The sequence below is a fragment of the Rhizobacter sp. LjRoot28 genome (assembly GCF_964253025.1).
In the GTDB taxonomy this organism is placed as follows: Bacteria; Pseudomonadota; Gammaproteobacteria; order Burkholderiales; family Burkholderiaceae_C; genus Rhizobacter.
The window spans coordinates 2839105-2865064 of sequence record NZ_CAXUQC020000001.1; the positions used below are offsets into that span (position 1 = coordinate 2839105).

At 69.3% G+C, this 25960-nt stretch carries 26 protein-coding genes; 7 read left to right on the forward strand and 19 right to left on the reverse strand.

The features are described 5' to 3' along the window. Positions 1 to 16 precede the first annotated feature (16 nt). The 13 genes from ACSQ2F_RS12965 to ACSQ2F_RS13025 form a co-directional block, all read right to left on the reverse strand. Positions 17 to 841: a FliH/SctL family protein gene (locus ACSQ2F_RS12965; RefSeq protein WP_436023397.1), complete on the reverse strand. Its 825-nt coding sequence runs from the start codon at positions 839 to 841 to the stop codon at positions 17 to 19. Continuing rightward, the gene (locus ACSQ2F_RS12970) at positions 760 to 1461 is read right to left on the reverse strand and encodes a type III secretion protein HrpB4 (RefSeq protein WP_436023399.1); all 702 of its coding nucleotides are present in this window, start codon (positions 1459 to 1461) and stop codon (positions 760 to 762) included. Before ACSQ2F_RS12970 ends, ACSQ2F_RS12965 begins: the two co-directional genes overlap by 82 nt. After that, entirely contained in the window at positions 1458 to 2252 is a 795-nt protein-coding gene (gene sctJ / locus ACSQ2F_RS12975) for a type III secretion system inner membrane ring lipoprotein SctJ (RefSeq protein WP_436023401.1), read from the reverse strand. The genes ACSQ2F_RS12970 and sctJ overlap by 4 nt, the downstream gene beginning before the upstream one ends. A gap of 14 nt (positions 2253 to 2266) precedes the next feature. Beyond that, positions 2267 to 2686 (reverse strand): hypothetical protein, encoded by a 420-nt coding sequence (locus ACSQ2F_RS12980; protein ID WP_436023403.1) that lies wholly within the window; start codon positions 2684 to 2686, stop codon positions 2267 to 2269. Positions 2687 to 2729: 43 nt separating this feature from the next. Next, positions 2730 to 3212 carry an HrpB1 family type III secretion system apparatus protein gene (locus tag ACSQ2F_RS12985; RefSeq protein ID WP_436023405.1) on the reverse strand — a complete coding sequence of 161 codons (483 nt, stop codon included), beginning with the start codon at positions 3210 to 3212 and terminating at the stop codon, positions 2730 to 2732. Between the two features lie 109 nt (positions 3213 to 3321). Further along, positions 3322 to 3774 (reverse strand): hypothetical protein, encoded by a 453-nt coding sequence (locus tag ACSQ2F_RS12990; protein WP_436023407.1) that lies wholly within the window; start codon positions 3772 to 3774, stop codon positions 3322 to 3324. Positions 3775 to 3811: 37 nt separating this feature from the next. Then, positions 3812 to 4021: a hypothetical protein gene (locus ACSQ2F_RS12995; RefSeq protein ID WP_436023409.1), complete on the reverse strand. Its 210-nt coding sequence runs from the start codon at positions 4019 to 4021 to the stop codon at positions 3812 to 3814. A gap of 49 nt (positions 4022 to 4070) precedes the next feature. After that, positions 4071 to 4313: a hypothetical protein gene (locus tag ACSQ2F_RS13000; RefSeq protein WP_436023411.1), complete on the reverse strand. Its 243-nt coding sequence runs from the start codon at positions 4311 to 4313 to the stop codon at positions 4071 to 4073. An 86-nt stretch (positions 4314 to 4399) separates the two neighbouring features. Beyond that, positions 4400 to 4852, reverse strand: coding sequence for an HrpB1 family type III secretion system apparatus protein (locus ACSQ2F_RS13005; protein ID WP_436023413.1), 453 nt, complete (start codon positions 4850 to 4852; stop codon positions 4400 to 4402). Between the two features lie 52 nt (positions 4853 to 4904). Then, the gene (locus tag ACSQ2F_RS13010; protein WP_436023414.1) at positions 4905 to 5177 is read right to left on the reverse strand and encodes a hypothetical protein; all 273 of its coding nucleotides are present in this window, start codon (positions 5175 to 5177) and stop codon (positions 4905 to 4907) included. Continuing rightward, positions 5174 to 6250, reverse strand: a complete 1077-nt coding sequence (locus tag ACSQ2F_RS13015) for a hypothetical protein (RefSeq protein WP_436023416.1) — start codon at positions 6248 to 6250, stop codon at positions 5174 to 5176. Before ACSQ2F_RS13015 ends, ACSQ2F_RS13010 begins: the two co-directional genes overlap by 4 nt. Then, positions 6247 to 8178: a type III secretion system outer membrane ring subunit SctC gene (gene sctC / locus ACSQ2F_RS13020; protein ID WP_436023418.1), complete on the reverse strand. Its 1932-nt coding sequence runs from the start codon at positions 8176 to 8178 to the stop codon at positions 6247 to 6249. The genes ACSQ2F_RS13015 and sctC overlap by 4 nt, the downstream gene beginning before the upstream one ends. A gap of 134 nt (positions 8179 to 8312) precedes the next feature. After that, positions 8313 to 9842 (reverse strand): class I SAM-dependent methyltransferase, encoded by a 1530-nt coding sequence (locus tag ACSQ2F_RS13025; RefSeq protein WP_436023420.1) that lies wholly within the window; start codon positions 9840 to 9842, stop codon positions 8313 to 8315. Positions 9843 to 10043: 201 nt separating this feature from the next. On the opposite strand from ACSQ2F_RS13025, the gene ACSQ2F_RS13030 reads away from it, so the two are divergent. Both ACSQ2F_RS13030 and ACSQ2F_RS13035 read left to right on the forward strand, forming a co-directional pair. Continuing rightward, a complete protein-coding gene (locus ACSQ2F_RS13030; RefSeq protein WP_436023422.1) occupies positions 10044 to 11327 on the forward strand; it encodes a hypothetical protein in 1284 nt (427 codons plus the stop codon). A 155-nt stretch (positions 11328 to 11482) separates the two neighbouring features. Next, positions 11483 to 13942: an ATP-binding protein gene (locus ACSQ2F_RS13035; RefSeq protein ID WP_436023424.1), complete on the forward strand. Its 2460-nt coding sequence runs from the start codon at positions 11483 to 11485 to the stop codon at positions 13940 to 13942. Here the strand turns inward: ACSQ2F_RS13035 and ACSQ2F_RS13040 are convergent. Then, entirely contained in the window at positions 13914 to 14165 is a 252-nt protein-coding gene (locus ACSQ2F_RS13040; RefSeq protein ID WP_436023426.1) for a hypothetical protein, read from the reverse strand. The genes ACSQ2F_RS13035 and ACSQ2F_RS13040 overlap by 29 nt on opposite strands. Before the next feature lie 359 nt (positions 14166 to 14524). On the opposite strand from ACSQ2F_RS13040, the gene ACSQ2F_RS13045 reads away from it, so the two are divergent. Both ACSQ2F_RS13045 and ACSQ2F_RS13050 read left to right on the forward strand, forming a co-directional pair. Next, on the forward strand, positions 14525 to 16525 hold the full coding sequence (locus ACSQ2F_RS13045; protein ID WP_436023428.1) for an HrpF/NolX family T3SS translocon protein: 2001 nt from the start codon (positions 14525 to 14527) through the stop codon (positions 16523 to 16525). 21 nt (positions 16526 to 16546) lie between these two features. Next, the gene (locus ACSQ2F_RS13050; protein WP_436023430.1) at positions 16547 to 16942 is read left to right on the forward strand and encodes an HrpB1 family type III secretion system apparatus protein; all 396 of its coding nucleotides are present in this window, start codon (positions 16547 to 16549) and stop codon (positions 16940 to 16942) included. Positions 16943 to 17084: 142 nt separating this feature from the next. Here the strand turns inward: ACSQ2F_RS13050 and ACSQ2F_RS13055 are convergent, their stop codons facing one another. Then, positions 17085 to 17339, reverse strand: a complete 255-nt coding sequence (locus tag ACSQ2F_RS13055; RefSeq protein WP_436023432.1) for a hypothetical protein — start codon at positions 17337 to 17339, stop codon at positions 17085 to 17087. Positions 17340 to 17475: 136 nt separating this feature from the next. Continuing rightward, complete coding sequence (locus ACSQ2F_RS13060; RefSeq protein ID WP_436023434.1) at positions 17476 to 18816, reverse strand: hypothetical protein; 1341 nt, start codon at positions 18814 to 18816, stop codon at positions 17476 to 17478. A gap of 471 nt (positions 18817 to 19287) precedes the next feature. Between ACSQ2F_RS13060 and ACSQ2F_RS13065 the strand changes: the two genes are divergently transcribed. The 3 genes from ACSQ2F_RS13065 (at position 19288) to ACSQ2F_RS13075 (ending at position 22485) form a co-directional block, all read left to right on the forward strand. Next, positions 19288 to 19785: a dihydrofolate reductase gene (locus ACSQ2F_RS13065; protein WP_436023436.1), complete on the forward strand. Its 498-nt coding sequence runs from the start codon at positions 19288 to 19290 to the stop codon at positions 19783 to 19785. Positions 19786 to 19845: 60 nt separating this feature from the next. After that, positions 19846 to 21636 (forward strand): thiamine pyrophosphate-requiring protein, encoded by a 1791-nt coding sequence (locus ACSQ2F_RS13070; RefSeq protein WP_436023438.1) that lies wholly within the window; start codon positions 19846 to 19848, stop codon positions 21634 to 21636. Between the two features lie 75 nt (positions 21637 to 21711). Further along, the gene (locus tag ACSQ2F_RS13075; protein ID WP_436023440.1) at positions 21712 to 22485 is read left to right on the forward strand and encodes an exodeoxyribonuclease III; all 774 of its coding nucleotides are present in this window, start codon (positions 21712 to 21714) and stop codon (positions 22483 to 22485) included. Positions 22486 to 22531: 46 nt separating this feature from the next. Here ACSQ2F_RS13075 and ntrC read toward each other — a convergent pair whose 3' ends face one another. The 3 genes from ntrC to ACSQ2F_RS13090 all read right to left on the reverse strand — a co-directional run bounded on the left by ntrC (position 22532) and on the right by ACSQ2F_RS13090 (position 25761). After that, positions 22532 to 24100 carry a nitrogen regulation protein NR(I) gene (ntrC, locus tag ACSQ2F_RS13080; RefSeq protein WP_436023442.1) on the reverse strand — a complete coding sequence of 523 codons (1569 nt, stop codon included), beginning with the start codon at positions 24098 to 24100 and terminating at the stop codon, positions 22532 to 22534. 42 nt (positions 24101 to 24142) lie between these two features. Then, entirely contained in the window at positions 24143 to 25165 is a 1023-nt protein-coding gene (gene glnL, locus ACSQ2F_RS13085; RefSeq protein WP_436026814.1) for a nitrogen regulation protein NR(II), read from the reverse strand. A 71-nt stretch (positions 25166 to 25236) separates the two neighbouring features. Further along, positions 25237 to 25761: a hypothetical protein gene (locus tag ACSQ2F_RS13090; protein ID WP_436023444.1), complete on the reverse strand. Its 525-nt coding sequence runs from the start codon at positions 25759 to 25761 to the stop codon at positions 25237 to 25239. Between the last annotated feature and the right edge of the window lie 199 nt (positions 25762 to 25960).

Here is a 25960-nt window from a genome sequence, read left to right on the forward strand (position 1 = left end):
CCGCCCTGCCGAACGCTCAGGCCGCGTCCGACGTGGCCAGCGGCTGCACCTGCTCGTCGTTCTGCGCGGGCGGCACCTGGACACCGGCGGCGGAGGTCTCCAGGCCGACGACCTCTGCCGCCGCGGGGGCCGCGACCGCAGAGGCCGGACCGTCGTCAAGCAACAGGTGTTCGGCGGCACGCTCCATCGCACGGCGGATGGCCGCCAGCTGCGTCTTGAGCCCGGCGTCGATCAGGCCTTCGTCCGACTCGAACAGGCAGCTTCCGGGGGGCAGGGCCGAGTCCGCCTTCACCTCGATCTGCAGGCGGCCGGTGGCACAGGGGGCGAAGGCGGTCACCGCGGCCAGCGCGCTGTCGAGCTCGGCGGGGTGGACGCGCAGCGTGGCCATCGGCACGTCGCGGACCAGTTTCGTGATCGCGGCGAGGGCGCGGTTGAACAGGGTCACCCTGTCCTCGTGCTCCACGATGCGCTCGAGTGCGAGGGACACGATCTGGCTCAGGCGCTGCGTCTGGCGGATCAGGCTGCGCTGCGTGGAGGCGGCCTCGCGCAGCGCCGACTCCGTCCAGCGTGCCGCGGCCGCCTCCATGCCTTCGTTGAAACCCGCCTCCCGGGCCTGCTCGCGCTCGAGACGGGCCGCGGCCAGCTCGGCCTCCACCTGGGCCCTGGCCTCGGCACGCAAGGCGTCGATCTCCGCACCGACCCCCGCCAGCAAGCGCTCGCGTTCGGTGTGCAGCGATCGAGCCGCGTCGAGCAGGTCGGTCAGTGCGGCGAAGTCGCCAGCGCGGACGAGGCCGTCCTCGACACCGACAGTGCACGATCCATGTCTGAACCAAACAACCATGCCAACTCCGGAAAGTAGTCTTGAAGTCGATCGATGACCCGGCCGCCAGCTGAGGCCGCTGCCGGCGTGCCGGGGTCCGCCGTGACGCCCGGCGGGAGACTCAGGCGCACCATCGTGATCAGCACCGGATGGCGCCAGGCCGCTTGGGCGCACAAGGCGCGGAACCCGTCGGCGGCCAGCCGCTCGGGATTCACCTCCACGGCACCCAGAGGGGCTGCGCTCTGCAGCCCGCGCACCGGACCGTCCAGCACCTTCTCATAGGCGCTTTCGCCGATGCCTTCGATCAGCAGGTCACGCACGAGACGTCCCACCGAACGCCGCACGCTGTCGCGTCGGCCTTCGAGGGCACAGGTGGCCAGCACCTTGAGCAGCGTCGCCCGGTCGAGCAGCGCCAGGCGATGCGCCGGCGCCTGGAACGCGTCCAGCGTCGGCCACTCGAGGCCGTAGGTGCGGGCGAGGAGGTTCGCATGCCGTTGCGGCGGAACGCGGGCACACCATTCGGCGGCGTGCGGCCCGAGGCGGGCCGTCGCCGCATCCACCCAGGCGGGGTGAAGCTCGGACGGCCAGGCCCGCGCCTTGCGGTCGACGGCCTGCAGCAGGCGGCGAACGCTGTCGATCATGCCGAGACTTCCTGCCCGTCACCGGCGTCGCGGCCGATCAGCTTGCCGGCCGGGCCGCGCACCGCCGCGGGCAACCACCCGGGACGGAACATCGCGATCGCCAGCAGCAGCACGAGGCTGCCGACCAGGGCGAGCAACGCCACCACGGCGGGCGGGGCGAACGGCTTCTTGTCGACCAGCTGGCGGACGCCGGCGGAGAGTGGCGCGGCCGCCACGACCGTGACGTTCACGTTGTCGTAGGAGAGTCCCTCCACGCTGCGCATCACCAGGTTCTTGACGATCGGCACCAGCGTGGCCACGTTGGCCTCCGGTCGGTGCTTGATGAACACCGACGCGCTGGACGGCTTCACGTTGTCGGCCAGCGGGTCGTTGTTGGGCAGCACGACGTGCACCCGTGCGGTGATGACGCCATCGATCGCCGAGAGCGTGGCCGCGAGCTCCTGAGAGACCCCGTGGATGAAGCGCACACGCTCTTCCGTCGGCGTGGAGATGAGGCCGTCCTTCTTGAAGACTTCGCCCAGGCTCGCATGGGCCTGGGCCGGCAGGCCGTTGGCCCGCAGCACGGACAAGGCCTCGCCGAGCTGGTCGCCTTCGACCGAGATGGTCCAGGTCTTGCCGTCAGGCGACTTCTTGGACGCGTCCAGGCCCGCCGTGAGCAGCACGCCCAGCATCTCGTTGGCGTCGGCCTCGGCGAGCTTGGAATGCAGGTCCTGCTTGCAGCCCGCCAACGCGAAGGCCAGCATGAACAGCAGCGTGCACGCCAATGTCCGCGGGATGCGAGGAATGAGCATGTTCGGCCTCATGGTCACTGGTTCTTGAGCAGCGACTGCATGCTCTTGTTGGTGCCCGAGGCCACGGACGTGGCCGCCTGCAGCCGGAAGGCTCCGATGGATGCGGAGTTGCTCACTTCGATGGATGCGGCGACGAACTCCTGCGGACTCATGTAGGGCGACTGGGCTCGCAGCTCGGCCACCTTCTCGTGGGTGTGGCGAAGGAACTCCTCGCCGTTGGCCATCATGTGCGTCAACAGGCTCTCGTTCGGGCCGGACGGCGTGGGCTCGACCGGATTCGGCGCATCCATCATCGCGCGGAAGCGGTTCGTCAGCTCCTCGATGGAGGGGCCGCCCGGAGCGGGCTGCGACAGCGACTGGGCGGGGCCAGCGCCCGACAGGGGGGCCACCTGACCGATGGCGGCGATCGCCGCGACGGGTTCGACGGGGTTCATGGCGAAGGCTCCTGTGGAGGGAGGAACAGCGAACGGCCGCAGTTCAACAGGCAACGCCCATGTACTGCGACATCATGAACGGCATCGTCGTCGCCGGCGCCGCCGTCGCCTCCTCCTCGGCCGCCTCTTCAGTCGCCTCGAACGGATCGCCGCGTGCAATGCGGTCGAGGAACTCGAGGATCGAGTCGGCCTTCGGGTCGGCGGGCAACCCGCGCGCGTCCTCCGCGTAGGCGACCCACAGCCCGTTGCGCTGCTGCTGCAGCACCAGGGCCAGCATCGCCTTCACGATGGCGGTGTCCGGGCTGCGTTCATCGGCCTCGTCGAGCAGCAGGCGGGCGCCCTGCAGGTCGCCGCACTCGATCAGCTGCTGCGCTTCGACGACGGCGAGCTTGGGTGAATCGGGCCGCAGGCGGCGGATGAGGCGCAGCACGGGCAGGGTCTGCTCGTCCGCCTCGAGCTCGCTGCCCACGTAGAAGATGGCGGCAAGGGCGTCGACGAGCGGCTTGTCGGTGGGGGCTGAAGTCATGTCGGTCTCCGATCCAGTCGCCTGGACACACGAATCAATGAAGTGGGGACGGTGGTCGCCGCCACGCTCGATCACGAGGACCGAGACGTGGCTTGCGGAACGGTCGATCTCAGGCGGCCTGCTTCATGCCGCCTTGCTTCTGCATGTCCTGCAGCAGCATGTCGACCAGCATCTTGATCATCTCGGCCATGCCGGCCTGCTGACCACCCTGGGCGCCACCCGCACCCTCTGCGCCGCCCGCACCCTGCGGACCACCGGCGCCCTGGGCGCCACCGCCCTGGCCCGCCTTGTTGGCCTCGGAGTTCTTCTGGCCCTGCTCGAGGATCTGGCGCAGCAGTTCGTACAGGTCCATGCCCTGGCCCGGAGCCGGCTTCTGCGTGCCGGCAGCGGCCGACTTGGCCGCGTCGCATGCCTCCTTCAGCTCGTTCAGCGCGCCGGCGGTGTCGCCCTTGCTCAGCTTCTCGAGGCACTCGATGCAGTTCTTCAGGACATCCAGCTTGCCGGTGTTGGCCGGTTCGGCGGTGGCGAAGCCGCTGATCTGGCCCATCTTCATGTCGCTCATGTTTCGCTCCAGATGAAAGTCGAGGGTGGGCGGACGCTCAGATGGCGCCCTTGAGGAGTTCGGACGCGGCCTTGCGGGCGTTGTTCAGCATGGCTTGCGTGTTCATGGCCTCGTTGGCCTTGGACATCTTGTCGGAGTTGCCGATCTGCGTGTTGGCCATGCTTTCGCCGGCTTGCGTTGCAGCGCCGGATTCGGCGGCGGTGGTGGTGGCGCCAGAGGCGGAGTTGCCGACGGTCGAAACTGACATGGGGTGTTCCTTTCAGCGATGGTGGAGGTTCAACGTGAAGGCGGCGAGATCAGATCGCGCCCTTGAGCAGTTCGGAGGCAGCCTTGCGGGCGTTGTTCAGCATGGCCTGCGTGTTCATGGCCTCGTTGGCCTTGGACATCTTGTCGGAGTTGCCGATCTGCGTATTGGCCATGCTCTCGCCGGCCTTGGTGGCGGCGCCCGATTCGGCGGCGGTGGTGAGCGCGCCGGAGCCGGAGTTGATCATGGCGTTGGTGGACGGGTCGAGCACTTGACCCAGGGTGGTACCGGACATGGAATTTCCTTTCGGGAACGAAGTGATTGCAGCCTCGATGCCGCCCTCTCGCGGAGGACGGCCTTGGCGCCGGCTGCAGGTGGCGCCTAAGCCTGGAGATAGGGTTGGTCGAGAAGCTGCCGCGCGAAGCGGCGGGCGTCGTCGTCGTTGCTGATGGCCAGCGTGCGTTCGCACACCTGGACCCATTGCGGATCGCCGCCGATCTTGAGGGCCATGGCCACCGACACCTTCGCCGGCTCGGCGCCGGGCCAGTCGTCCATGCCCTCGTCGAGCAGGTCGCGCGCAGGCTGCGCATTGCCGCCGATGGCGCTGGCGAGCGCCAAGCTGATGCGCAGGTGACGGCCGTCGCCGAGCATGGCCGAGAGCGTGCGGAAGACGCTGTCGACGTCATCGGCCTGGGCGTGCATCTGGCCGACCATCATCGTGGAGATCAGCTTGCGCACCAGCTCGACCTGGTACATCAACGGCGACGGGGGCTGCGGTTCGGCCACCCGCGGCATCGACGCGAAGGGCATATGGAAACGCTCGAGAACGATCATGGTCGGCTCCTGAGTGCAACGGAGGGTTCGGGGTCGGCGCGGCGCCGGCGGTTCAGACGTGCAGGTCCGAGCCGTGGGCCTTCTGCCAGGCCGCCAGCAGGATGCGGCTGGAGGCGGCGAAGGCGTCGGCCAGCATCTGGGCGTACTGCTTCTGCTCGTACTCGGTCGTGCGCAGCTGCATCTCGCGGCTCTTGATCTCGGCCTGGCGGAAGTACGCCACCAGCTGGCGCGTCTTGTCGCCCTCGCGGTCCTGGAAGATGGTCATCTGCAGGTCCTTGAAGTCGTCGATCAGGCTCACGGGCGGGTTCAATGCTTCGGTGCTCATGGGGTGGCTCCTTTCAGGGAAGTGGCACGGGCGGTGGTCATCGCCGGGGGACGGGCATCCGCGGCCGGCATCGCGGCCGGTCGCGGCGGGAACAGTTCGGCCGGCGCGGTGCGCACGGCCTCGATCACGATGTGCTTGACGCCATCGCGGGTCTGGACAACCGACAGACCTTCCTGCTGCGAGCGCGACAGGATCGGCCCGAGCGGATCGTTCGGAAAGATGCGTTCGAAGCTGGCGTTGACCTTGGTGACGGCGGGCGCCAGGTCGGCCGCGATTCGATCCAGCGCAGCCCTTGCGGCCCGCTCATCCGTCACTTCGGCGGTGACAGAGAACACGCCGGCCCCCTCGTGGCGCACCGTCGGGTTGGTCAGTCCACCGGTGCCGCGCAGCGTCTCGGCGATCGCCGTGGCCACGGCGAAGCGCGGCACCACGTTGTAGGGAACGCGAAGGGCCTCGATGGCGGCGCGGCCGGCGGCGGCGTCCTGGGCGTCTTCAGCGAGCCCGGTGAGATAGAGCGTGCCGTTCTCGGCGACGGCGACCAAGCGCCCACCCGTGACCCGGTCGAGTTCGTGCTGGACGAGTGCGCGTGACGCCTCCAGCGTCGGCAACGGGGGCGGCGTGGCCGACACCTCGAAACCGGGCCAGGCCATCACCGCTGCCGACATCACGCCCGCGGCGAGCATGGCGGGCACGAGCCGACGGGGCAGTCGGTCGCGTGCCCAGCGGGCCACGCGCTTCGGGGTGGGCGCGAACACGAGCGACAGCAGTTCCACGTCGCTCGGCCAGGCCCCGTCCACCGGGCCGACACACAGCACGATGCCGTCGAACTCGCGAGGCACCAGGTCCGCGAGCACCAGGCGCTTCTCGCCTTCCGCCCGGCCACCGGCTTCCCCCGGCGCGGCGAACCAGCGGCAGTCCACCTGACCGCTCGACACGCTGAGCTCGAGCGGCGCGAAGGTCCAGTCGGTCAGCAGAATGTCGCAGTCATGGGACGCGCCGACCACATGGACGCCGTCGGCGAGGTCCAGATGAGCGCCGGCGTGTCGGCCGGTGAGGATGCGCAGGCGCGTCATGATGTGTGCTCCGGCATCGAGCCTTCGGCAGTGGACGGTCGCGATCCGGGCACTGCCGCCAGCGTGGCCGGTGCAGGCAGGCCGCGCCACCACGAATAAGAAGGCGCCACGGCTGCAGGCGCCGGCAGGACCGCCGGTGCGGGAGGTGCGGGAGGTGCAAGGGGTGCAGGCGGTGCGACCGGTGCGCCGGGCCCGACAGGCTCCGGCCGGGAACCCGGCAGAGCGCCCGCCGCGGCGGCCGGCGGGAACGCCGTCGCGCCGCTCGCGCCGGAGGGGCGCGACTGCGCCTGGGTTGGCACCTGGTTCACGAGCTTCGGGGTGATGAGGAACAGGCGCTCACGGCGCACCTTGTTGCCCTCGTCATGGCGGAACAGCGCGCCCAGGAACGGCACACGGGCGAGTCCCGGCAGGCCGCTGCGGCCATCCACGTCCGATTCCACCGAGATGCCGCCGATCAAGAGGCTCTCGCCCTCGAGCAGTGCCGCATCGGTGCGGATCTCTGTCTTCTTGATGATGGGGATGGAGTCGACCACCGCCCCCTCGAAGCTGCCGTCCTCGATGAACAATGACAGGCGAACCTCCCGCCGCTGCGGCGTGGTGACGATCTGCGGCATGACCTGCAGCGTGGTGCCGGCCTCGACGGTGAACAGGTTGGCGTCCAGGTTGCCGGCCACCCGCACCGAGGCCTGGCGCTTGTCCACCATGCTGGCGGTTCGATTGGCCATGCCGAGCACCTTCGGGCGCGCCACGATGCGGGCCTTGCCCGTGCCTTCCAACGCCCGGATGCGCGTGAGCAGCGAGCGCCCGGCATCGGCCACGAGCGTGGTGACGTTGGGCACGCCGATGTTGACCGAGGGGCCCGTGCCCGAGCCGGTGCTCGGGCTGCCCGGGGACACCGCCACGCTGCCTCGGGTGCGGGAGTACTCCCATTCGATGCCCAGGGACTCGAAGGACTCGGTGCTGACGTCGATGATGGTGGCCTCGATCTCCACCAGGCCTTGCGCCACGTCGAGCTGCCGGATCAGCGCCTGGTACTGGCCCATGCGCTCGGGGACACCGCGCACGATGATGGCGTTGGAGCCCTCGTCGGCCTGGAAGAAGGGGGTGTCGTCGCGTGCGGCCTCCATGCCGGCCTCCGGCACGACCAGGCGGCCGGCGGGATCGCGCACGCCGTCCTTGCGGGCCGGCCCGCTTTGCGGATCATCGGCCCGCGCACCATAGGTCTGCTCCATGGCGCGGCGCTTGTTCGGGTTGCCCGTGTACACCTCGTTGCCGGGCGCGATGTTGGCCTCGGGCGCGCCGCCGGCGGCCCGCGAGCCCCGGGAGAACAGGTTGTTGAGCGTGCTGGCCAGGCCGGGCACGCGGACGTTCCCGGTGACGCGGTCGGCGGCTACCACGTTGTTCAGCGGGAACACCCGGATGGCGGAGCCGACGCGGTCGCGTGCGGTGCCGTCCAGCGTGTCGATCACGGTCTGCACGAGTTCGATGTGGCGGGGCGGGCCGTACGCCAGCAGCGTCTGCTCCGCATCGTTGAAGCGCAGCGGATAGCGAGGGTCTCCGAGACCCATCGACGAGAGCATGCGTCGCACGGCGGCACGGTTGTAGCCGCGCATGCGGAAGACCCGGCTCTCGATCATCCGCGACGGGTAGACGAACAGGGTCACGCCGTCGTAGTACCAGATGATTCCGTAGCTTTTGGACAGCGCCGTGAGGAACTCCTCGGGCCGTGCGTTGAACTGCCCGTTGACCGACCCATCGACCCCGGCGTCGACCACGATCGACACCGACTGCGCGGCGGCGAAGTCCTGCAGCACCTCGGTGAGGCGCTTGCCATCGGCCCGGTAGACGAAGCGCTTGCCGGGGAAGGCAGCGTTGGCCGACAGGGTCACCGCGATCAGCAACACACCCACGAGTTTGGCGAAGCGCATGACGGAAGGGACTCCGGTTTTCCTCAGGTGGCACGCGGGACGTGCCGTTCGATGGGCTCTACGTTAGGGGCCGGTCTCGGCGCGCGAGGCGCGCCGGACGAAGCGGACACCGGTTGGGCGAACCGGGCGTGCGCTCAGATCATGTGGAGCTGGCGCCAGATCGGCGCGCGCAGCGCGAGGATGTCGTCCACGGCGCGACCGATCTCCCGCAGCTCGGTCTCGCGGTCCGGGAGCGGCTCGTGGTGCAGGATGATGGGTGGGCCCTGGTCGGTGAGCACCTGCCAGATCCACTGGGTGAGCGCTTGCCGGTCGACCGGATGCGCACGTTCGCAGAGCGCGTGGTAGACCAGCCGCTGCAACGCACTGGAACTCACGCCCGAACCGAGCAGGGGCGAGGCCAGCGCCTGGTAGCGGTCGTTGAGCACCGCGTCCTGGGCCACTTCGGTGTTGAGGCGAACGGTGGCCGCCTTGGCGGGCGACTCGGTGCTGACGATGAAGGGGGCGCCCTGGTCATGCCACACGAGGAGGGCCACCACGTTGGCGATGGCGTCGGGCGGGCACTTGTTGCGCTCGGCCAGTTCGAGCACCGACATCGGGCCGTCCTCGAGCATGTCGAGCAGCGGGCTGGCAAAGCCGGTCTTCGGGTCGTCCACGGGCTGGCCGAGCGTCGCGAAGCGCCGGGGCACGGTCAACGCCACGCCGATCTGGTCCCACCACTGCTGGCGGCGCGCCGGGCTCATGCGGCGCGCGCCCCGGATGAAGATGTCGCTGCGGAACGCGGTGTTCTGGATGTAGTCGAGCACGGTCTCCCGCAGGAGCGGGTCGTCGATCGCTTCCACGATGGTGCGCTGGTCATCGGGCAGCTGCTTCGGATCGACGTTCATGCACAGCTCGGCCGACGCGGCGAAGTCCAGCTTGGCGGCGGCGAAGTCGCGTACCACGTCGGCGTGATAGAGCGCCTGCCACGAGGCGTTGAGGTACTCGTGCGCCAGGTACACCGGCTTGTCCTTGGCCCAGGAATCGAGCCGGCTTCGCAGCACCGTGCTGTCCTGGTTGGAGGCGAAGTAGTACGCCTTGGCGTCGACGAGCTGGTCGATCAATGCCTTGGCCTGCGAGACCTGGGCACCCAGGCGCCGTGGATGGGCACGTGCGTGCTCGATCACCAGGCGCTGAAGCGGCGTCGCCGCCGACCAGCCAGGCATCGCGTTGTAGCTGACATAGAGAATGCCACCGGGCTTGAGATAGCGCGCCACCAGGTCGACGATGTGTCGCCGGTTCTCGGGATTCACCCACGAGTAGACGCCGTGCATCGTGATGAAGTCGAGCGGCGGAAGGTCGGCGGCACCGGCCGCCAGTTCGGCAAAGCTGTTCTCGAGGTGGGTCACGTTGTCGAGCGATGCCGCGCCGGCCAGTTCCTGCGCCGTTACCACGTGGCCCGGCATGAAGTCCGCCGCGTAGAACTTCGCATGCGGATTCGCCGCAGCCAGCACGTTGGCCGTGAAGCCCTGACCCGACCCGAGCTCCAGGTAGGTGAACGGTTTGCGGGTGTCGACGGGCTCGAACCCGTTGAGCGCGCAGGCCACGCTCAGGTGGACCGGGCTCTGTTTGCGGAAGAACCCGCTCGTGTAGGCCTCTTCGACCACGTAGCCTTCGTTCCAAGCCATCTCGTCGCTCCTCTGTGTCGATTGCGGTGACCGCAGTCTCGCGAGCCGGGGCGGCGCTCGGGAGCGACGGACCGAAGCGGACGCCGGCCATGCGAACCGGGGATGCCGCCTTCGCCCGCCACCACATCGCTTCGCCACCGCGGCCCGTGCCTCCGCTGCCGACGCCTAAGGTGGCTGCACCATCACTTCGGGAGCGTGACCATGCCGGTTCCAGCCGCCGCCAGCGCCGCCGGCGCTGCCATCAGCCAACTCGCCACCCGCGTAGCGCAGTCGGAGACCGCTCGCGACATCGCCAAGACCGCGGCCACCAGCACCGCCGAGCGGCTCACCCAGAAGGCCCTGCAGGGACTTGACAATGGCCGTCCGGCAGCGCGTACGAGCGACAGCGGCACCGGCCAGACCATGGCGCCGCGCAAGCACCTCGTCGTGCGCAATGCAGCACCGGAGTCACAGTCGCAGCCCGGTGACCTGCCGCCCCCGACGTACGAACAGTCCCAGACAGGCCGGCATGGTCGGTTGACCACCGATGCGGACCTGCCGCCCAGCTATGAGCAGGCCATGTCGGGGCGACTGGATGGCCCGCCGAACTTTCCGGCCGAACCGCCCACGTATTCGAACGCCACGACGGCGCGGCTCGACCGGCCGTTCGACATGCCCGCCCAGGTCCCGACCGCGGTGCACCAGCCGGCCGCGAAACCGCAGCCCCAGCACCTCAATCCCGATGCCCTGCCCTTCATGAAGGACGACGGAACGTGGGTCTCGGCGAACGACCCGTCGAACCCGGCCCATCACCGGCCTGCGCCGGCGGGACGCCAGGACGCGCCGCTCACCTCTGCGCGACTCGACCGCCCGTTCGACCAGCCCGCCGACATGCAGCAGTTTGCCCGCCCAGCGCGCCCCGGGCCGGCGCGCCCCCAGACGCTCAACCCGGATGCACTGCCGTTCATGAAGCCGGACGGCACCTGGGTCTCCGCCCATGACCCCGCGAACCCGGCGCATGCGCGCCCTCAGCCGAGGCCTCCCGTGCTGCCACCGCGCCAGGCGCTGCAGACGCCGGCGGCCGCCGCGGCACCCGCCTCGACGCCTGTGGCTGCGGCGCGGCCCCATGCGCTGGAGTCGCAACCCAAGCGCTCGTCCTTCCGCCAGGCGCTGCGCAGCTTCTTCGGTGGCTCCAAGGTGAGCGAAGTGAAGGCGCGCCCCGAGCCCAACACGATCGCCATGATCGGCGGCCGGTATAACGGCCAGCCGGTGGAGATCCGCCTGTCGCGCCGGGACACCCGCGCATTCCAGCAGCAGCACGGCATCGCCAACCGCGACTTCGACGTGCTTCAGTACCTGGCCTGGGAGAAGTCGCGCCAGAACCCGATGCGCCCGGCCAATGTCCAGGTGCGGCTCGGCGGCTTCGACACCAACCTCACCACGCTCGACCTCAACGAGATCGAGTTCAACCAGTACGATGCGAATCGGCGTGCCATCGCGGGATGACCTGAGCCGGCCGGCCGCGGGCCCGGCCGTCGATGGCACGTGTGTTGCAAGTCCGGCCCGCTCCGACCGCGCGCCCGTTCGTTTTTACCGTCCCCTGCGCCTATCCGGTCGGATGCCAGCGCCTGACCGTCCTGCACCTCTCCGACCGCTGTACCGTGCTCGTTGACCAGCGCCAACTGCTGGTCGATGGCGACCGCGTACGCGTCGGCTCCCGAGCCTTCGACATCCTGCTGACGCTGCTGTCCCGGCCCGGCGAGGTGGTGACAAGAAATGACATCATGGCGGCGGTCTGGCCGGGATATGTCGTCGATGACAACAATCTGGCGGTCCACATCAGCGCCTTGCGTCGGCTGCTCGGGCCCGGTGCGATCTCCACGGTGCCCGGCAGCGGTTACCGGTTGACCCTTCCGGTGACCGCGGCGCAGAGCCTGTCGGCGCCGGGCGCGCCACCGGCGATGCCGCCCCTCGCGCTGGTGGGTCGGGACCTCGATCTGGAATCCCTTCGCGAGCTGGTGCACCACCGGCCACTCGTCAGCCTGGTGGGCGCCGCCGGCATCGGCAAGTCGGCGCTCGCCCTGCGGCTCGTACAGGAGCATCGGGACACCTTCCTCCACGGGGCGGCCTGGTGCGACCTCGATGCCGTCGTGGAACCGGCGTCCGTGGCCGGCTGCATCGCCCGGGCGCTGGCGCTGCGCCAGCCAGCAGGCGACCTGCCCGAGGCGATTGCGGAGGCCCTGCGTCCGCTTTCCCTGCTGCTCGTACTCGACGGGGTCGAACGGGTGGTCGACGAAGTGGCTCGCCTCGTGAGCCTGCTCATGCGCGCGGCCCCTGGGGTCCGTTTTCTCGTGACCAGCCAGTCGCCCCTTCGGCTCGACGACGAGCAGGTGCTGCGGCTGCAGCCCTTGTCGATCCCGGCCTCCACGGCCACGGCGGCGCAGGCGCTCGAACACGGCTCGGTGCAGCTGTTCGCGCGACGGGCCGCGCAGGGCGCCGAGGGGTTCGGCCTCACGGACGCCAACGTGGCCGACGTCATCACCATCTGCCGTCGCCTCGACGGCATCCCGCTGGCCATCGAACTCGCCGCCGCAAGGGCGCCCACACTGGGAACCGGTGCGCTGGCCGGCCTGCTCGACCATCGCTTCCGCCTGTTGCGCTCGTTCAACCGGTCCATCTCGGCGCGGCACGCCACCTTGCGTTCGGCGCTGGAGTGGAGCCTCGGCATGCTTTCGCCCAACGAACGGGTGGTGTTCCGGCGTGCCGCCGTGTTCCAGCGCGGGTTCTCGAGCGACATGCTGGTCACGGTGGCCGCCACGGATGGACTTGGCGCGGAAGCCGTGCTCGCCGCATTGCGCTCGCTGGTCGACAAGTCCCTCGTGCACCTCGACGCCACGGGCACCGAGCGCTTTCGACTGCTCGAATCCACCCGCTCCCTCGCCCAGGAACACCTGCAGGAGGCCGGCGAGCTCGACGCGATGCGGCAGCGACACGCCGGGGCGGTGGTCGCTCGCTTCGCCGCGGCGCTGGGTGACTTGCATCGGCCCGGGGTGCGACTCGACCACCTGAGGGCCGCACTCGAAGCGGACCTCGACAATGCCATGGCGGCGATGGCGTGGAGTCTCGCGCACGACGCCGTTGCCGCATGCTCGTTGATGCCCGCCCTGAGCTTCGCCGCGGCGGAGTCCCGCTTCCAGGAGATCCGCGCCCTGTGGGAGGCCACGGCGTTGCTGCTGCAGGACGAGCTCCCGGTGCCGGTGCGCGCCGCCTGGGACCTGGGCCTGGCGCTGTTCTGGTGGAACCGCGACGTCGACGCCATGGATCGTTCGGCCACCCGCGCGGCCGCCCTCTTCGACGCGCTCGGCGATGCCAACGGCCACCATGCCGCCCTTGCTGCGCTGCTGGTCGTGGCAGCACGGCGGAGCGAAGGCGTGGAAGCCCGGCGCGCGAGGCTCGCCGACAGCATGCAACCCGGCCTGTCGCTCGAGTCCAGGCGCCACGCCGCATCGGCCCGCGCCATCGCCGCCGCGGTCGAGGGCAACGCCGAAGCCGCAACGACCTTCCTCACCGAGACGCTGGCCCTCGCCCATTTGATGGGCGACTCGCTGAACGTGGCCAACGCCCGCATCAACCTGCTCGATACCGCACTGGGCCAGGGTCGTGTCGATGAGGCGATCTCGCAGGGCAAGGCCGTGGTGGCCCAGTTGAAGGAGGCACGCCGTCACGGGCTCCTCGGCGTGGCCCAGCTCAACCTGGCCGCGGCCCACGCCGTCAAGGGTGCGACGTGCGAGGCGTTGGCCCTCGCACGCGAAGCGTGGCCCCTCGCCGTGGCCGAAGGCCTTCAGCCCTACTGGGCGGACCACCTTGCGCTGGCCTGCGCGAAGGCGGGACGGCCCGCGGACGCCGCGCTGCTCCTGGGCTTCGGTGATGCGGGCTACGAGGCCTATCACACGGCTCGCGTGGCGAACGAGTTGGCTGCGACGCGTCAGGCAGAAGCGCTGGCGAGGCCAGCGCTGGGGAGTGATCGCTTCGACGCCACCCGCGCCCGAGGTCGAAGCCTTCAGGCCGATGACGTGCGCCGCCTGCTGGTGGTCAGCGCGCCGGATTCACCGGTGGCTTGAGGTCCGGGGGGCGGCTCGGTGCAGCGGGTGCCAGCGCCAACTCTTCCTGCCAGTCCGGACGGGCTCGACCCAGCACCACCCGCAGCGCCTGGGCGGAAGACGCACGCAGTTCCGCTGCTGCCCCCAGGGATGGCGGCATGTCGTCGAGCCCGTCCGACGGCCAGCCCGACAGTCCGGCGTCGCCGGCGAACAGGTCCCGCTGGAAGAGGGGCGAAAAACTCATCGTCGACTCCTGGAATTGTTGTGACTGCTGAGCAACGAGTGTCCGCACATCGCGCTAAATCGTCCTCAAAGCGGGATGAATCGTTCTGAAGATCTGCGTCGAATTGCAAGATCGGCCCGTCCTGCGGGCGCAGATTCCTGTGCCGAATGACGCACCCATGGTCCGCACTTCGGACCGCGCAACGCGGCTTCGTGATCGGGACGTCCGGTCCGGGGCCCCGCCCCTACCGTCCCAACATCGCGACTGACCGCAAGGCGGCATGGAGGGCCCGCTCGCCGGGCTGGTCCGCGTCGGCTTCGGCCGTCGTCGATCCGCACCGGCGCGACCGGCGTTCCCCTCCAACCACCGAAGGACCTTCCATGAACACGACCGTCTCGCGGCATCCGCCATCGGCCCAGTTCGCAGCGCACGGCGCCGCGATGCAGGGTTGCACGCGGCAGCCCGCCTCGCAACGCAACCCCGCCATGCCGTCTCCCCTGGCGGCCGCCATCTGGGGCGCGGCCATGATGATGCTCAAGTCGCAGCTGCAAGGCGCCCAGGGCGCCCAGGGGGCTGGCGCCGGCTGCGGTGCGGCCGGCGGCGCCCTCGACAAGCCGACGGCCTCGCCCGCGCTTGAGAATGTGAATGACAAGCCGGCGGCCCGGCCCCAACAGGGCGAGCTCGATTTCGCCAAGTTCGTCGAACTCGTGCGCCAGCTTTGCAACTCGGCCTTCAGCGCGGGCTCGGGCATCAGCGTCGGGCAGTCGCAACAAGAGGGCGATCCCTGCCTGGCCCGTCCCGAGGCCGATGCCGTCGACCCGGCGGTGGAGCAAAAGCGCATGGAGACCATCGCGATCCTCGGTCGCCATGAAGGCAAGTTCAAGAAGGCCGTCGACAGCAACGGCCTCGACAAAATGCTGAAGGACGAGAAGACGCCGCCGGACCTCAAGCGCGCCATCCAGGACCTCAAGGCCGACCCGCAGATGATGGAGGCGCTGGACAAGGCCAAGACGGGCAAGACCGACGGCAAGATCAGCGCCAAGGACATCAACATCCTGCAATCGAACTCGGCCAACAAGGCGTTCGCCGAACAGAAGGCGGAGGACTTCGAGCAGACCTACATCCCGTCGGACAACAAGGATCCGAACGCCAAGCCGAGGCCGATCACCAACAACGACGCCCAGCGCGAACTGTTCCGCTACTCCGACTACCTGCCCAAGCATGTGTCCCGCGAGAGCCTGCAGAAGATCGTCGACGGCACGGCCGAGCAGGGCAAGTGCCCGCCGCAGCTCGTGGCCGCCGCGAAGTTCTACGTCGACAACCCGGCCGCCTGGGAAAAGGACATGGGCAAGGGCCCGGACGAGTCGATTCGCAAGGACGGCATCTGCAACCGCTTTGCCAAGTCGATGGAACTGACCGCCGAGGAGGACAAGACCCTCAAGGTGCTCGACGAGAACCGCAGCACCTTCTTCGGCAAGGGCAACCTCACGGACGCCAAGCTCAAGCAGATCGCCGAGGACCCGGCGGCAAAGCCGGAAGTCCGCGACGCCGCACGCGCGCTGCAGGACAAGAAGGGCTCGCTGCTCCATGCCATGCTGGACAACGGCAAGCACGGCCATGGCGGCAACATCATCCACGCGGCCAACGACCGCAGCATCGGCCAGGGCGACCTGAACCGCGTGCTGGAGCAGCGCAACAAGACGATTGCACCGGCAGAGAAGACGGCCAGCGCGGCCGAGCTCGCGGCCGCCGAGAAGACCGCCAAGACGGCGCAGTCAGGGCGCGCCGCGCCCACGGCAGCCGCCCAGGCCGCCCAGGACATGTCCGACGGAACCTACAACCAGCCCGACAACAAGACGAAGAAGGGCGGGCAGTTGCGTGACATCGCCAACTTCTTCCTGAAGGCCTACTCCTTCATCACCAACATCGCGTCATCGGTGCTGAGCGCCGTCGCCGCGCTCAAGATCCCGGGGCTGAGCCAGCTGGCCGCCGTGGGAGCGATGGGCGCCCAGGCGGCGTCCGGTCTTGCCAAGATCGGCTCCGCCGCACTCGAGCAGGGTGATGTGAAGGGGGCAGCGATCGGCGCAGGCATCGGCATGGCGACAACCGCGGCCGGCCTCGTGATCCCGGGCGGCGGCAAGATCGTGGGCGAAGCGGCGGAGAACGCGGCCAAGGGCGGTGCGAAGACGTGGTCCACGCAAGCGGTGAACAACTCGACCGACATCACCAACGGACAGGTCGCCCAGGTGGCCGGCAAGGCAGCGGCGACGAGCACGGCGACCACCGCCGCGTCGACGGCGTTCACCGAGTCGGGCGCCAAGGCCGAGGTGACGGGCCAGGCCACGAACCAGGCCCACGCCTACCAGCAGCAGCACGCCTGATCGACCACGGAGCGCCTTGGCATGACTTCCATCATTCCACCCCCCGCCTTCGTGTCCGACGAGGTGTTCGCGGCCCTGGTCGGTGTGCTGTCGGTGGCGGCCGATGATGCCGCCTCGGACGACGTGCTGGTGACGCTGCAGGTGCTTCAGGCCGCGCGGCCCGAGCGCCCGGAGCTGGCCCTGGCGCTGGCGCAGCGGCATCTGCTCGCCGGGCAGCTGCAGCCGGCGCGGGACACGCTCGAGGCAGCCGAGCCTCACGCGCGCGACGTCCCGCTCGTGAGCGCCCTGCTCGCCTACACGCTGCATGCCCAGGAGGATCCGGCATGGCGCTTGCGCGCCTTCGAGGCCGATCGGATGGCCCAGGACGACCTCGGGCGCACGATCCTGGCGGGCTTGCGAGAGGAGGCCAACGCCTGAGGCGGTCGGCCAATCACGGCATGGGGGCCGGCGTACGCCGGCCCCTTTTTTTTTCCATCTGAGCCGGGATGGCGCTTCTCATGAAAAAGGGGACCGGCGCGATGCCGGTCCCCGATCGGGCGAGCGCATGCCCGCGCGAACGTCAAGCCGCCACGGACAACTGGGGCAGCACGATCAGGTGAGGCGCCAGGTAGCCGGAGGGCACGTCGCTCGCCACGCACTCGCAGCGCTCCAGATGCTCGAGCTTGAGCAGCAAGGCGGTGGTGGCGGCACGCAGCGCCGGTGGGTGAGGCCCGGCCAACTCGGCCTGCAGCATGGCGCGTTGCAATCGCAAGCCCCGGGCCGGTGTGGCGGGGGCGTCTCGTTCAATCCTGTCGAGCAGTTCCTGGGTGAGCATCAAGTCCTCCTTCCGGACCCGTCTCGGGTGCGGGCCCGTGACACTCACTATTGCCGTTGGCAACCAGTCGTAACGCCATGCATCCGAAGTGCGAGCCACCCGGACGAAGTGGCACGCGGGCACGTCGCGGAGCGGGTCAAGCGCCCAGGTGCGCGGCGATCTTGGCGACGTTGCCGGCGAAGCGTCCCACCCGCAGGGCCGAGGCGACGAGGTCCACGGCATCAGCCTGCCGGGCCAGGCCCGGCGGCTGGTTGGCATGGAACGCGCGGCATCGCGCCTGGTGCTCGCGGTAGAAGGCGTTGTCGCGGTCGATCGACTGCATCAGGTCGCCCAGGGCCCCGAGCAGCTCGGTGGTCTCGCGCCGCATGTCGGCGTGGGGGTCCGGCTCGCCCGGCGCAGCCGGGGGCAGTGCCGCCAGCGACTTCATCAACTCGTCCGCCTGTGCGTACATGGCTTGCGCCTGCTTGTCGACACGGGCCGACTTGGCGAGGAACTCGTCGAGCTTCTGCTCCTGGTGGTGGACCGATCGGACGAGCTTCTGGGTGAACGGGATGTGCACGGCCGACACCATTTCCCGCGTGCGGGTGCGCCAGGCATGCGCACCGCCGCCGTCCTCGGCCTCCCCGGCCTGCAGCTTGACGAGCGCGGCATCGCCCTTCTCGATCGAACGGGCCGCCTGCTCGCGGTCCTTCACGAACTGCTGGACCGTCTGCCCCATGCGAAAGAGGGAGTACGCCGCCTTGGCCGGGCTCAGCGGGTTGGGCAGCAACGCCGATGTGGCGGTGTTGGCAGCCACCGAGACGGTCTGCATGGTGAGCTTCACCCCGAAGCGCACGTTGCTGGCCAGCAGGGCGGTGTCCCGCTGCTTCTGCATCGCCCATTCCTGTTGCACCGCCTGGTCGACACGGGCCTGCTGGGCCGTCGCCACCATCCGGCACACCGACTCGAAGGTGCGTTGCCGCTCCGCGGCCTCCTGGGGCGACGCGGGCGGGCGGGCCGCCATGGCGTCGTCGAACTCGCGAATCGCAGCCTGGACTTCGCGCGACGACGCCTGGATCGCCTCGAAGGCCCGCATCTGCAGGCGTTGCAACACCACGCTTTCGCGTCCTGCACCGTAGTGCGCGAGCAGGCGCGGGTCGTCGCAGGTGACGGAGACGGTCATCGGTGGCACGCGCACCCGCGAGGTGGTCAGGTTCCCGGCGAGGTCGACGCTGGCCAGCACGGCCGGCTGCGCCGCCGGCGTGGCCGTGCGGTCGCGCAGGGCGCTCAGCTTGCCGAGCGTCGCGGTCAACGGCTGCCTGGCGGCGAACTGGCCCATCGGGGTGGTGGTGCCGATGGTCGGCGCAGGCCGTGCCTGCGGAACATGGGTGGGGCGCGGAGGGAGCGGCGGCGCCTTGGCGGGCGCGCGGTTGCCGGCCTCCGCGCGCGGCCCGTTCTCCGGCTTGTCCGCGGTGTGGCGGCTCAGCCAGGACGGCATGCTCAGGTGGAAGTGTCGCAACGGTGGAACCTCTGCGAAGAGTGCGCGGAACCGTGGCCATGCTGGTGTGCAACCGAGAGGCAGCGATGCGGAAACCCGAAGCGGCGACCGGGCCGGCGAAGTGGGCGCCATGGCTCGGAACGTCCGGGCGTGCTCTGATCACGCAGTGAGCAGTGGCCGTCGCAGCGCGATAACATGGCAGGGTTCCGCACGGTGTGGCGCGCCCGACGGTCGCTCGGTCGCTCTCCAGACGCCAAGCCCCGCGGGGCCTGGATGAGCTTTGCGGGCTCCCCTCCCGTGCATGCCTTTTGCCCCGATCCGCTGACGATGACCCGACTGTCGATGTTCCCTGGCGTCACCGAACGGCGCTCGCCTTGTGAAGTCCGCTCCGATGCGGCAACGGGACCCTCGGCGCGCGCAGCGGCCGGCCATCCTTGCTGCGGCAAGGTCATTTCAAGAGGATTCGCCTGAATGCGCATTGCCCTGGTGGCGGCCGTCGGCCGCAACGGTGAGATCGGTCGCGACAACGACCTCCTCTGGCGCACCCGCGAGGACCAGCAGCGCTTTCGCAGCACGACGCTGGGCCATCCGGTGGTGATGGGGCGGCGCACCTGGGACTCGCTGCCCGCGCGTTTCCGTCCCCTGCCCGGGCGACGCAACATCGTGGTCACCCGCAATCCGGCCTGGTCCGCGGACGGTGCCGAAGCGGCCCTGTCCCTGGACGCGGCCCTGGCCCTGGCCCTGGCGGGCGACGCGACCCAGGTCTTCGTGATCGGAGGCGCCCAGCTGTACGCGGCCGCCCTGCCCCTGGCGGACGAGCTGGTGCTCACGGAAGTGGATGCAGCGTTCGAAGCGGACGCCTTCTTCCCCGCGTGGAACCGGGCGGCCTACACGGAAGTCTCCCGCGAACCGCACACCGATCCCGAAGGCCGTCCCTACGCGTTCGTGACCTACCGCCGCAAGCCCTGACGGCGGGCGGCGGAATGCCGCTTGCCGAACGCTGGCAACAACAGCAGCAGGAGGACCGGCATGGGCATCACCGTCAGCGATCAGATTCTTCAGCGACTGCACGCCTGGGGCGTGCGCCGCGTCTTCGGGTATCCCGGCGACGGCATCAACGGCTTGGTGGGTGCCTTCGGCCGCATGAAGCAGGACATGAGCTTCGTGCAGGCGCGTCATGAAGAACTGGCCGCCTTCATGGCCACGGCCCACGCGAAGTACACCGGTGAGGTAGGCGTGTGCCTTGCGACCTCCGGCCCCGGCGCCATCCACCTGCTGAACGGCCTCTACGATGCCAAGGCCGACCACACGTCGGTGGTGGCGATCGTCGGCCAGGCAGCCCGCTCGGCCATGGGCGGTGACTACCAGCAGGAGGTCGACCTGCACAGCCTGTTCAAGGACGTGGCACACGAGTACGTGCAGACCGCCATGGTGCCCGCCCAGGTGCGACACCTGGTGGACCGTGCCATGCGCATCGCGCGCGACCAGCGGGCCGTGACCTGCATCATCGTGCCGCACGACTTGCAGGAACTGCCCGCCGTGGAGACACCTCCCCGCCAACACGGGACGGTGCACACCGGGCTCGGCCATGCGGCCCGCCATGCCCTGCCGGGAGAAGCGGAACTCCAGGCCGCCGCCGACGTGCTGAACGCCGGCGAGCGGGTCGCCATCCTCGCGGGCGCAGGTGCACTGCAGGCGGGTGATGCCCTGCTCCAGGTGGCCGACCGGCTCGGTGCCGGCATTGCGAAGGCGCTGCTCGGCAAGATGGTGGTGCCGGACGACCTGCCCTTCGTGACTGGCGCCATCGGCCTGCTGGGCACCCAGCCGAGCTGGGAATTGATGAACGGGTGCGACACCTTGCTGATGGTGGGCTCCAGCTTTCCCTATTCGGAGTTCCTGCCGGCCGAGGGGCGCGCCCGCGGCGTGCAAATCGACATCGACGGTCGAAGCCTTTCGCTCCGCTACCCGATGGAGGTGAACCTGGCGGGCGACAGCCGCCTTACCCTCGAGGCCCTGTTGCCACGGTTGCAGCGCAAGACCGATCGCCGCTGGCGCACCCACATCGAGGAGAAGGTCAAGGACTGGTGGCGCGTGCTGGAGGCGCGCGCCATGAACGAGGCGAACCCTGTCAACCCGCAGCGGGTCTTCTGGGAACTCTCTCCTCGCTTGCCGGCAGACAGCATCATTGCCTGCGACTCGGGCACCTGCGCCGCCTGGTATGCCCGCGACCTGAAGGCCCAGCCCGGCATGCTGGGCTCGCTGTCCGGAGGCCTCGCCACCATGGGCGCCGCCATGCCGTATGCGCTGGCGGCCAAGATGGCGTTCCCCGGCCGGCCGGCGTTCGCGCTGGTGGGCGACGGGGCGATGCAGATGATCGGCATCAATGCGCTCGTGACGGTGGCGCACCGGTGGCGCGAATGGCAGGACCCCCGCCTCATCGTGCTGGTGCTCAACAACGGCGACTTGAACATGGTGACGTGGGAGCAGCGCATCACGGCGGGCGACCCGAAGTTCGCTGACTCCCAGGATCTGCCGGCCTTCCCCTACGCGGAGTACGCCCGACTGCTGGGCCTCAAGGGACTGCGCGTCGACCGGCCCGACGACGTGGGGCCGGCCTGGGACGAGGCGCTCCGGGCCGATCGCCCGGTACTCGTCGAGGTGGTGACGGACCCGACCGTGCCGCCGCTGCCGCCCCATGTCAGCGCCAAGCAGGTGCGGCACTACCTGAAGGCCCTGTTGCAGGGAGACGCGGAGGCGCGTCAGGTCGTCGCGGCCAGCTTCCGGGAACTGTGGGACGGCTGGACGCACGGCAAGTCCTGACGACCCGCAGGGGCGCGTCTGCAGTTGCTGCGAGTACGATGCGCGCTTGCCTGCAGAACCTCACATGGGTGCCCCTTGAAGATCGCCACCTGGAACGTCAACTCCCTCGCCATCCGCCTGCCGCAGGTGCTCGACTGGCTTGCCGCCCATCAGCCGGACGTGCTGTGCATCCAGGAAACCAAGCTCACCGACGACAAGTTCCCGGCCGCCGAGATCGAGGCGGCCGGCTACCGGGCGGAGTGGTTCGGCCAGAAGACCTACAACGGTGTGGCGCTGCTGTCGCGGACGCCGGCGACGGAGGTGGTGCGCAACATTCCCCTGCTCGACGACCCGCAGGCGCGCGTCATCGCGGCCACCGTGGACGGCGTGCGGATCGTCGGCGCGTACTTCCCGAACGGGCAGGCGCCCGGCACCGAGAAGTTCGCGTACAAGATGGGCTGGATCGACGCGCTCAACCGCTGGCTGGCCGAGGAGCTGGCTCGGCACCCGCGGCTCGTGCTGCTGGGTGACTACAACATCGCCCCGGAGGACCGGGATGTGCACGACCCCGTCCTGTGGGCCGGCCAGATCCATTGCACCGCCGAGGAACGAGCGCAGTTCGCCGGGCTGGTCGCGCTGGGCCTGCACGATGCCTTCCGCCTCTTCGAGGACCAACCGCCGAAGCCCTGGACGTGGTGGGACTACCGCAACCTCGCCTTTCGCAAGAACCAGGGGCTGCGGATCGACCACATCCTGGTGAGCGACGCCCTGCGCGGCAGCACACGGCAGTGCGTGATCGACAAGGCGCCGCGCAAGAACGAGCGACCCAGCGACCACGCACCGGTGATCGCCGAGATCTCGTTGGACTGACCGACGCGAAAGGAGGCCACGGCGGCCTCCTGTCTTGCGGGACGGTTCAGTCTTCCAGGCCGAGTTCCTGGATCTTGCGGGTGATCGTGTTGCGCCCGATGCCGAGCTTCTGTGCCGCCTCGATGCGGCGGCCCCGGGTGATCTCGAGCGCGGTGTGAATGAGCTGCGCCTCGAACTTGCGGGTGAGCGTGTCCCACACGTCCGGCATGCCGGCCTGCAGCATGCTGCGTGACTCGCGTTCCAGGTCGGACAGCCAGTGCGTGGGCATGGGTGCGGCGACGGCCGGTGCGGATGCGGCCGCGGTCGGCGACATCACGGGCTCGATTGCGCTGCCGGACAACGCGGCCGAGAGCGGCCAGCTCGCCGGCATGGGCGCGGGGGCGGTGTTGTGCTCGACGGCATGCCCCTCCACCAGCACGGGCGCCTGCGCCACGGGGCGCGCCTGCGACGGCGCACTGGCCTCGCCGCCCATCAGCTCAGGGGGCAGGTCTTTCGGCTCCACCACCTGCGCCGGCGCCATCACGGTCAGCCAATGGCAGATGTTCTCGAGCTGCCGGACGTTGCCGGGGAAGTCGAACTGCATCAGGCGCGCGAGCGCCGCCTCCGTGATGCGCTTGGCCTCGACGCCGAGTTCCTTGGCGCTCTTCTGCATGAAGAAGCGCGCCAGGGCGGGCACGTCCTCTCGCCGCTCGCGCAGCGCCGGCAGGCGCAGGCGGATCACGTTCAGGCGATGGAACAGGTCCTCACGGAAGGCGCCGAGCTTGACCCGCTCCTCCAGGTTCTGATGGGTCGCGGCAATCACGCGGACGTTGCTGCGCAGCGGGTTGTGCCCGCCGACGCGGTAGAACTGCCCGTCGCTGAGGACGCGCAGCAAGCGCGTCTGCAGGTCGAAGGGCATGTCGCCGATCTCGTCGAGGAACAGCGTGCCGCCATCGGCCTGCTCGAAGCGCCCGCGGCGGGTGGTCTGTGCCCCGGTGAACGCACCGCGCTCGTGGCCGAAGAGTTCGGACTCCAGCAGGTCCTTCGGGATGGCCGCCGTGTTGATGGCCACGAAGGGGCCGGCCGCGCGCGGGCTGTGCTTGTGCAGCGCATGGGCGACGAGCTCCTTGCCGGAGCCGGACTCACCCGTGATGAGCACGGTGACGATGCTCTGGCTCAGCCGGCCGATCGCGCGGAAGACGTCCTGCATGGCCGGCGCCTGGCCGAGCATCTCGGGCATCTGCGCGGTGCGCTCGTCGAGCACTTCCTCGCGCATGCTTTCGTCGACGGCACGCCGGATCAGCTCGACGGCCTTGGGCACGTCGAAGGGCTTGGGCAGGTATTCGAAGGCGCCCCCCTGGAAGGCGCTGACGGCGCTGTCCAGGTCGGAGTAGGCCGTCATGATGATGACGGGCAGGCCTGGGTGGCGCTCCTTCACCTGCGTGAGCAGGTCGATGCCGGAGCCGCCCGGCATGCGGATGTCGGAGACGAGCACCTGAGGTGCTTCGGTATCCAGCGCGAGCAGCACGTCACGCGGGTTGGTGAAGCTGCGGACGGCCAGCTCCTCGCGGGCCAGTGCCTTCTCCAACACGAAGCGGATGGATTGGTCGTCGTCAACGATCCAGATGGGTTTCATGCCGTGCCTGTGGTTGTGCTCCCCCGACACGAGCCGCAAGGCTCAAGGCAGAGGAATCACGATCTTGAAAAGGGTCTGGCCCGGTTGGCTTTCGCATTCGATCATGCCCTGGTGTTGTTGCACGAACGTCTGCGCCAGCGTAAGTCCCAAGCCCGACCCGCCATCGCGTCCCGATACCAGAGGGTAGAAGATGCGATCCCGGATCGACTCGGGGACACCCGGGCCGTTGTCATCGATATGCAATTCCAGTGCCAGTCGGTAGCGTTGCTTGCCCAGCGTGACCTGCCGTGCGATGCGGGTGCGCAGGATGATGCGGGCGTCGCCCTCGCCGATGCGGTCGACCAGGGCCTGGGCCGCGTTGTGCGCGATGTTGAGCACGGCCTGGATGAGCTGTTCCCGGTCGCCACGGAATTCGGGGATGGAGGTGTCGTAGTCGCGCTGGACCGTGAGGCCGCGCGGGAATTCGGCGAGGATCAGTGAACGCACCCGTTCACACACCTCGTGGATGTTGACGTCGCTCACCACATGGGGCTTGCGGTGCGGGGCGAGCAGGCGGTCGACGAGGGCCTGCAGCCGGTCGGCCTCGTTGATGATGACCTGGGTGTACTCGGTGAGCGCCCGCGAATCGACTTCCATCTCGAGCAGCTGCGCTGCGCCGCGAATGCCCCCGAGCGGGTTCTTGATCTCGTGGGCCAGGTTGCGGATGAGTTCCTTGTTGGCCTGGGCCTGGCCGAGTGCGCGCTCTTCGCGGTCCTGGCGGGTCTGCTGCTCGATCTCGACGAGTTCGACGATGACGAGCTCGCCGGCATCCATCTGGTTCACGATCACGTGCACTGGCAAGGGTTCGCCGTGCGCGGCGAGAGGCCGCTTGAGGAGGCCGTCGAAGCGACTGGTGGAGAAATCGTTGCGAGACACCGCGGTGACGGTGTCGCGCACGATCTGCGCCTCGACGAACCAGTCGAACAGGGAGCCGCGCAGCACGTTGCGGCGCGAGAGCCCGAGGACGTTCTCGAAGGCCGCATTGGCGAACACGCAAGCGCCGTCGTGCTGGACCACCGCCACCATGGTGGCCAGGTGATCGAAGGCATTCCAGGCCGAACTGGCGCCGGCTGGCAGCGCCGACGACGAGACGGTGGTCACTGGAGCTTGCCGAGTTCCCGCTTGAGCGCGGCGACGTCGCTTTCCTTGCGCGCCAGGCTGGCCTTGAGTTCGGCCACGCGGTCGAGGTACTTCTGGTAGTTGCGCTCGTCGCCGCGACGCTCCGGCTCGCCGTTGTTGTATTCCTTCTTGAGGGCCGCCAGGGCTTCCTCTTCGCGGCGCAGCTCGAGCTCGAGGATGCGGCGCGCGTCGTTGTCGCGCATGCGCTGGTCGTTCGGGTCGACGCGGGCGTCGGGGCGCGGCGAGGTGGCGGCCGGGGACGTGCCCGCTCCAGCCGACGGGGCCGCGCTTCGCCGCGGCGAGGCAATCACGGTGATGGGCGCGCCCTCCAGCGTGGTGCAGCCCTTCTCCTTGGCTTCCTTCGCCGACAGGCTGTCGGTGTAGAGCACGGGCGTGCCCGGGCAGCGGTAGACCGGCTTGCCGGACTCGCTCTGCGCGAAGGCGCCCCCGCTGGCGCATGCCAGTGCGAGGACCATCGCGGTTGTTTGACCCACTCGGCTCATGCGCATCACCTTTGTCTCATCCCTCGTGCAGCCATCGGAACACCTCATTGTGGCCGAACATGCCGCTCCTGGGGCAGACCCCGCATGTCACCAGACGTTCCCCTGGGCAAACGTCAACAAATCACGCCCCAAGCAAAAGGGACGGCCGAAGCCGTCCCTTTCGTGCGCTGCAGCGAGGCGGCCCTCAGGCCGCCGCGTG

Excerpts from the sequence above, each read along its gene's own strand:
- ACSQ2F_RS12965 (WP_436023397.1), bottom strand. The coding sequence starts at position 841 with ATGGTTGTTTGGTTCAGACATGGATCGTGCACTGTCGGTGTCGAGGAC.
- ACSQ2F_RS12970 (WP_436023399.1), bottom strand. The coding sequence starts at position 1,461 with ATGATCGACAGCGTTCGCCGCCTGCTGCAGGCCGTCGACCGCAAGGCG.
- sctJ (WP_436023401.1), bottom strand. The coding sequence starts at position 2,252 with ATGCTCATTCCTCGCATCCCGCGGACATTGGCGTGCACGCTGCTGTTC.
- ACSQ2F_RS12980 (WP_436023403.1), bottom strand. The coding sequence starts at position 2,686 with ATGAACCCCGTCGAACCCGTCGCGGCGATCGCCGCCATCGGTCAGGTG.
- ACSQ2F_RS12985 (WP_436023405.1), bottom strand. The coding sequence starts at position 3,212 with ATGACTTCAGCCCCCACCGACAAGCCGCTCGTCGACGCCCTTGCCGCC.
- ACSQ2F_RS12990 (WP_436023407.1), bottom strand. The coding sequence starts at position 3,774 with ATGAGCGACATGAAGATGGGCCAGATCAGCGGCTTCGCCACCGCCGAA.
- ACSQ2F_RS12995 (WP_436023409.1), bottom strand. The coding sequence starts at position 4,021 with ATGTCAGTTTCGACCGTCGGCAACTCCGCCTCTGGCGCCACCACCACC.
- ACSQ2F_RS13000 (WP_436023411.1), bottom strand. The coding sequence starts at position 4,313 with ATGTCCGGTACCACCCTGGGTCAAGTGCTCGACCCGTCCACCAACGCC.
- ACSQ2F_RS13005 (WP_436023413.1), bottom strand. The coding sequence starts at position 4,852 with ATGATCGTTCTCGAGCGTTTCCATATGCCCTTCGCGTCGATGCCGCGG.
- ACSQ2F_RS13010 (WP_436023414.1), bottom strand. The coding sequence starts at position 5,177 with ATGAGCACCGAAGCATTGAACCCGCCCGTGAGCCTGATCGACGACTTC.
- ACSQ2F_RS13015 (WP_436023416.1), bottom strand. The coding sequence starts at position 6,250 with ATGACGCGCCTGCGCATCCTCACCGGCCGACACGCCGGCGCTCATCTG.
- sctC (WP_436023418.1), bottom strand. The coding sequence starts at position 8,178 with ATGCGCTTCGCCAAACTCGTGGGTGTGTTGCTGATCGCGGTGACCCTG.
- ACSQ2F_RS13025 (WP_436023420.1), bottom strand. The coding sequence starts at position 9,842 with ATGGCTTGGAACGAAGGCTACGTGGTCGAAGAGGCCTACACGAGCGGG.
- ACSQ2F_RS13030 (WP_436023422.1), top strand. The coding sequence starts at position 10,044 with ATGCCGGTTCCAGCCGCCGCCAGCGCCGCCGGCGCTGCCATCAGCCAA.
- ACSQ2F_RS13040 (WP_436023426.1), bottom strand. The coding sequence starts at position 14,165 with ATGAGTTTTTCGCCCCTCTTCCAGCGGGACCTGTTCGCCGGCGACGCC.
- ACSQ2F_RS13045 (WP_436023428.1), top strand. The coding sequence starts at position 14,525 with ATGAACACGACCGTCTCGCGGCATCCGCCATCGGCCCAGTTCGCAGCG.
- ACSQ2F_RS13050 (WP_436023430.1), top strand. The coding sequence starts at position 16,547 with ATGACTTCCATCATTCCACCCCCCGCCTTCGTGTCCGACGAGGTGTTC.
- ACSQ2F_RS13055 (WP_436023432.1), bottom strand. The coding sequence starts at position 17,339 with ATGCTCACCCAGGAACTGCTCGACAGGATTGAACGAGACGCCCCCGCC.
- ACSQ2F_RS13060 (WP_436023434.1), bottom strand. The coding sequence starts at position 18,816 with ATGCCGTCCTGGCTGAGCCGCCACACCGCGGACAAGCCGGAGAACGGG.
- ACSQ2F_RS13065 (WP_436023436.1), top strand. The coding sequence starts at position 19,288 with ATGCGCATTGCCCTGGTGGCGGCCGTCGGCCGCAACGGTGAGATCGGT.
- ACSQ2F_RS13070 (WP_436023438.1), top strand. The coding sequence starts at position 19,846 with ATGGGCATCACCGTCAGCGATCAGATTCTTCAGCGACTGCACGCCTGG.
- ntrC (WP_436023442.1), bottom strand. The coding sequence starts at position 24,100 with ATGAAACCCATCTGGATCGTTGACGACGACCAATCCATCCGCTTCGTG.
- glnL (WP_436026814.1), bottom strand. The coding sequence starts at position 25,165 with ATGGTGGCGGTGGTCCAGCACGACGGCGCTTGCGTGTTCGCCAATGCG.
- ACSQ2F_RS13090 (WP_436023444.1), bottom strand. The coding sequence starts at position 25,761 with ATGAGCCGAGTGGGTCAAACAACCGCGATGGTCCTCGCACTGGCATGC.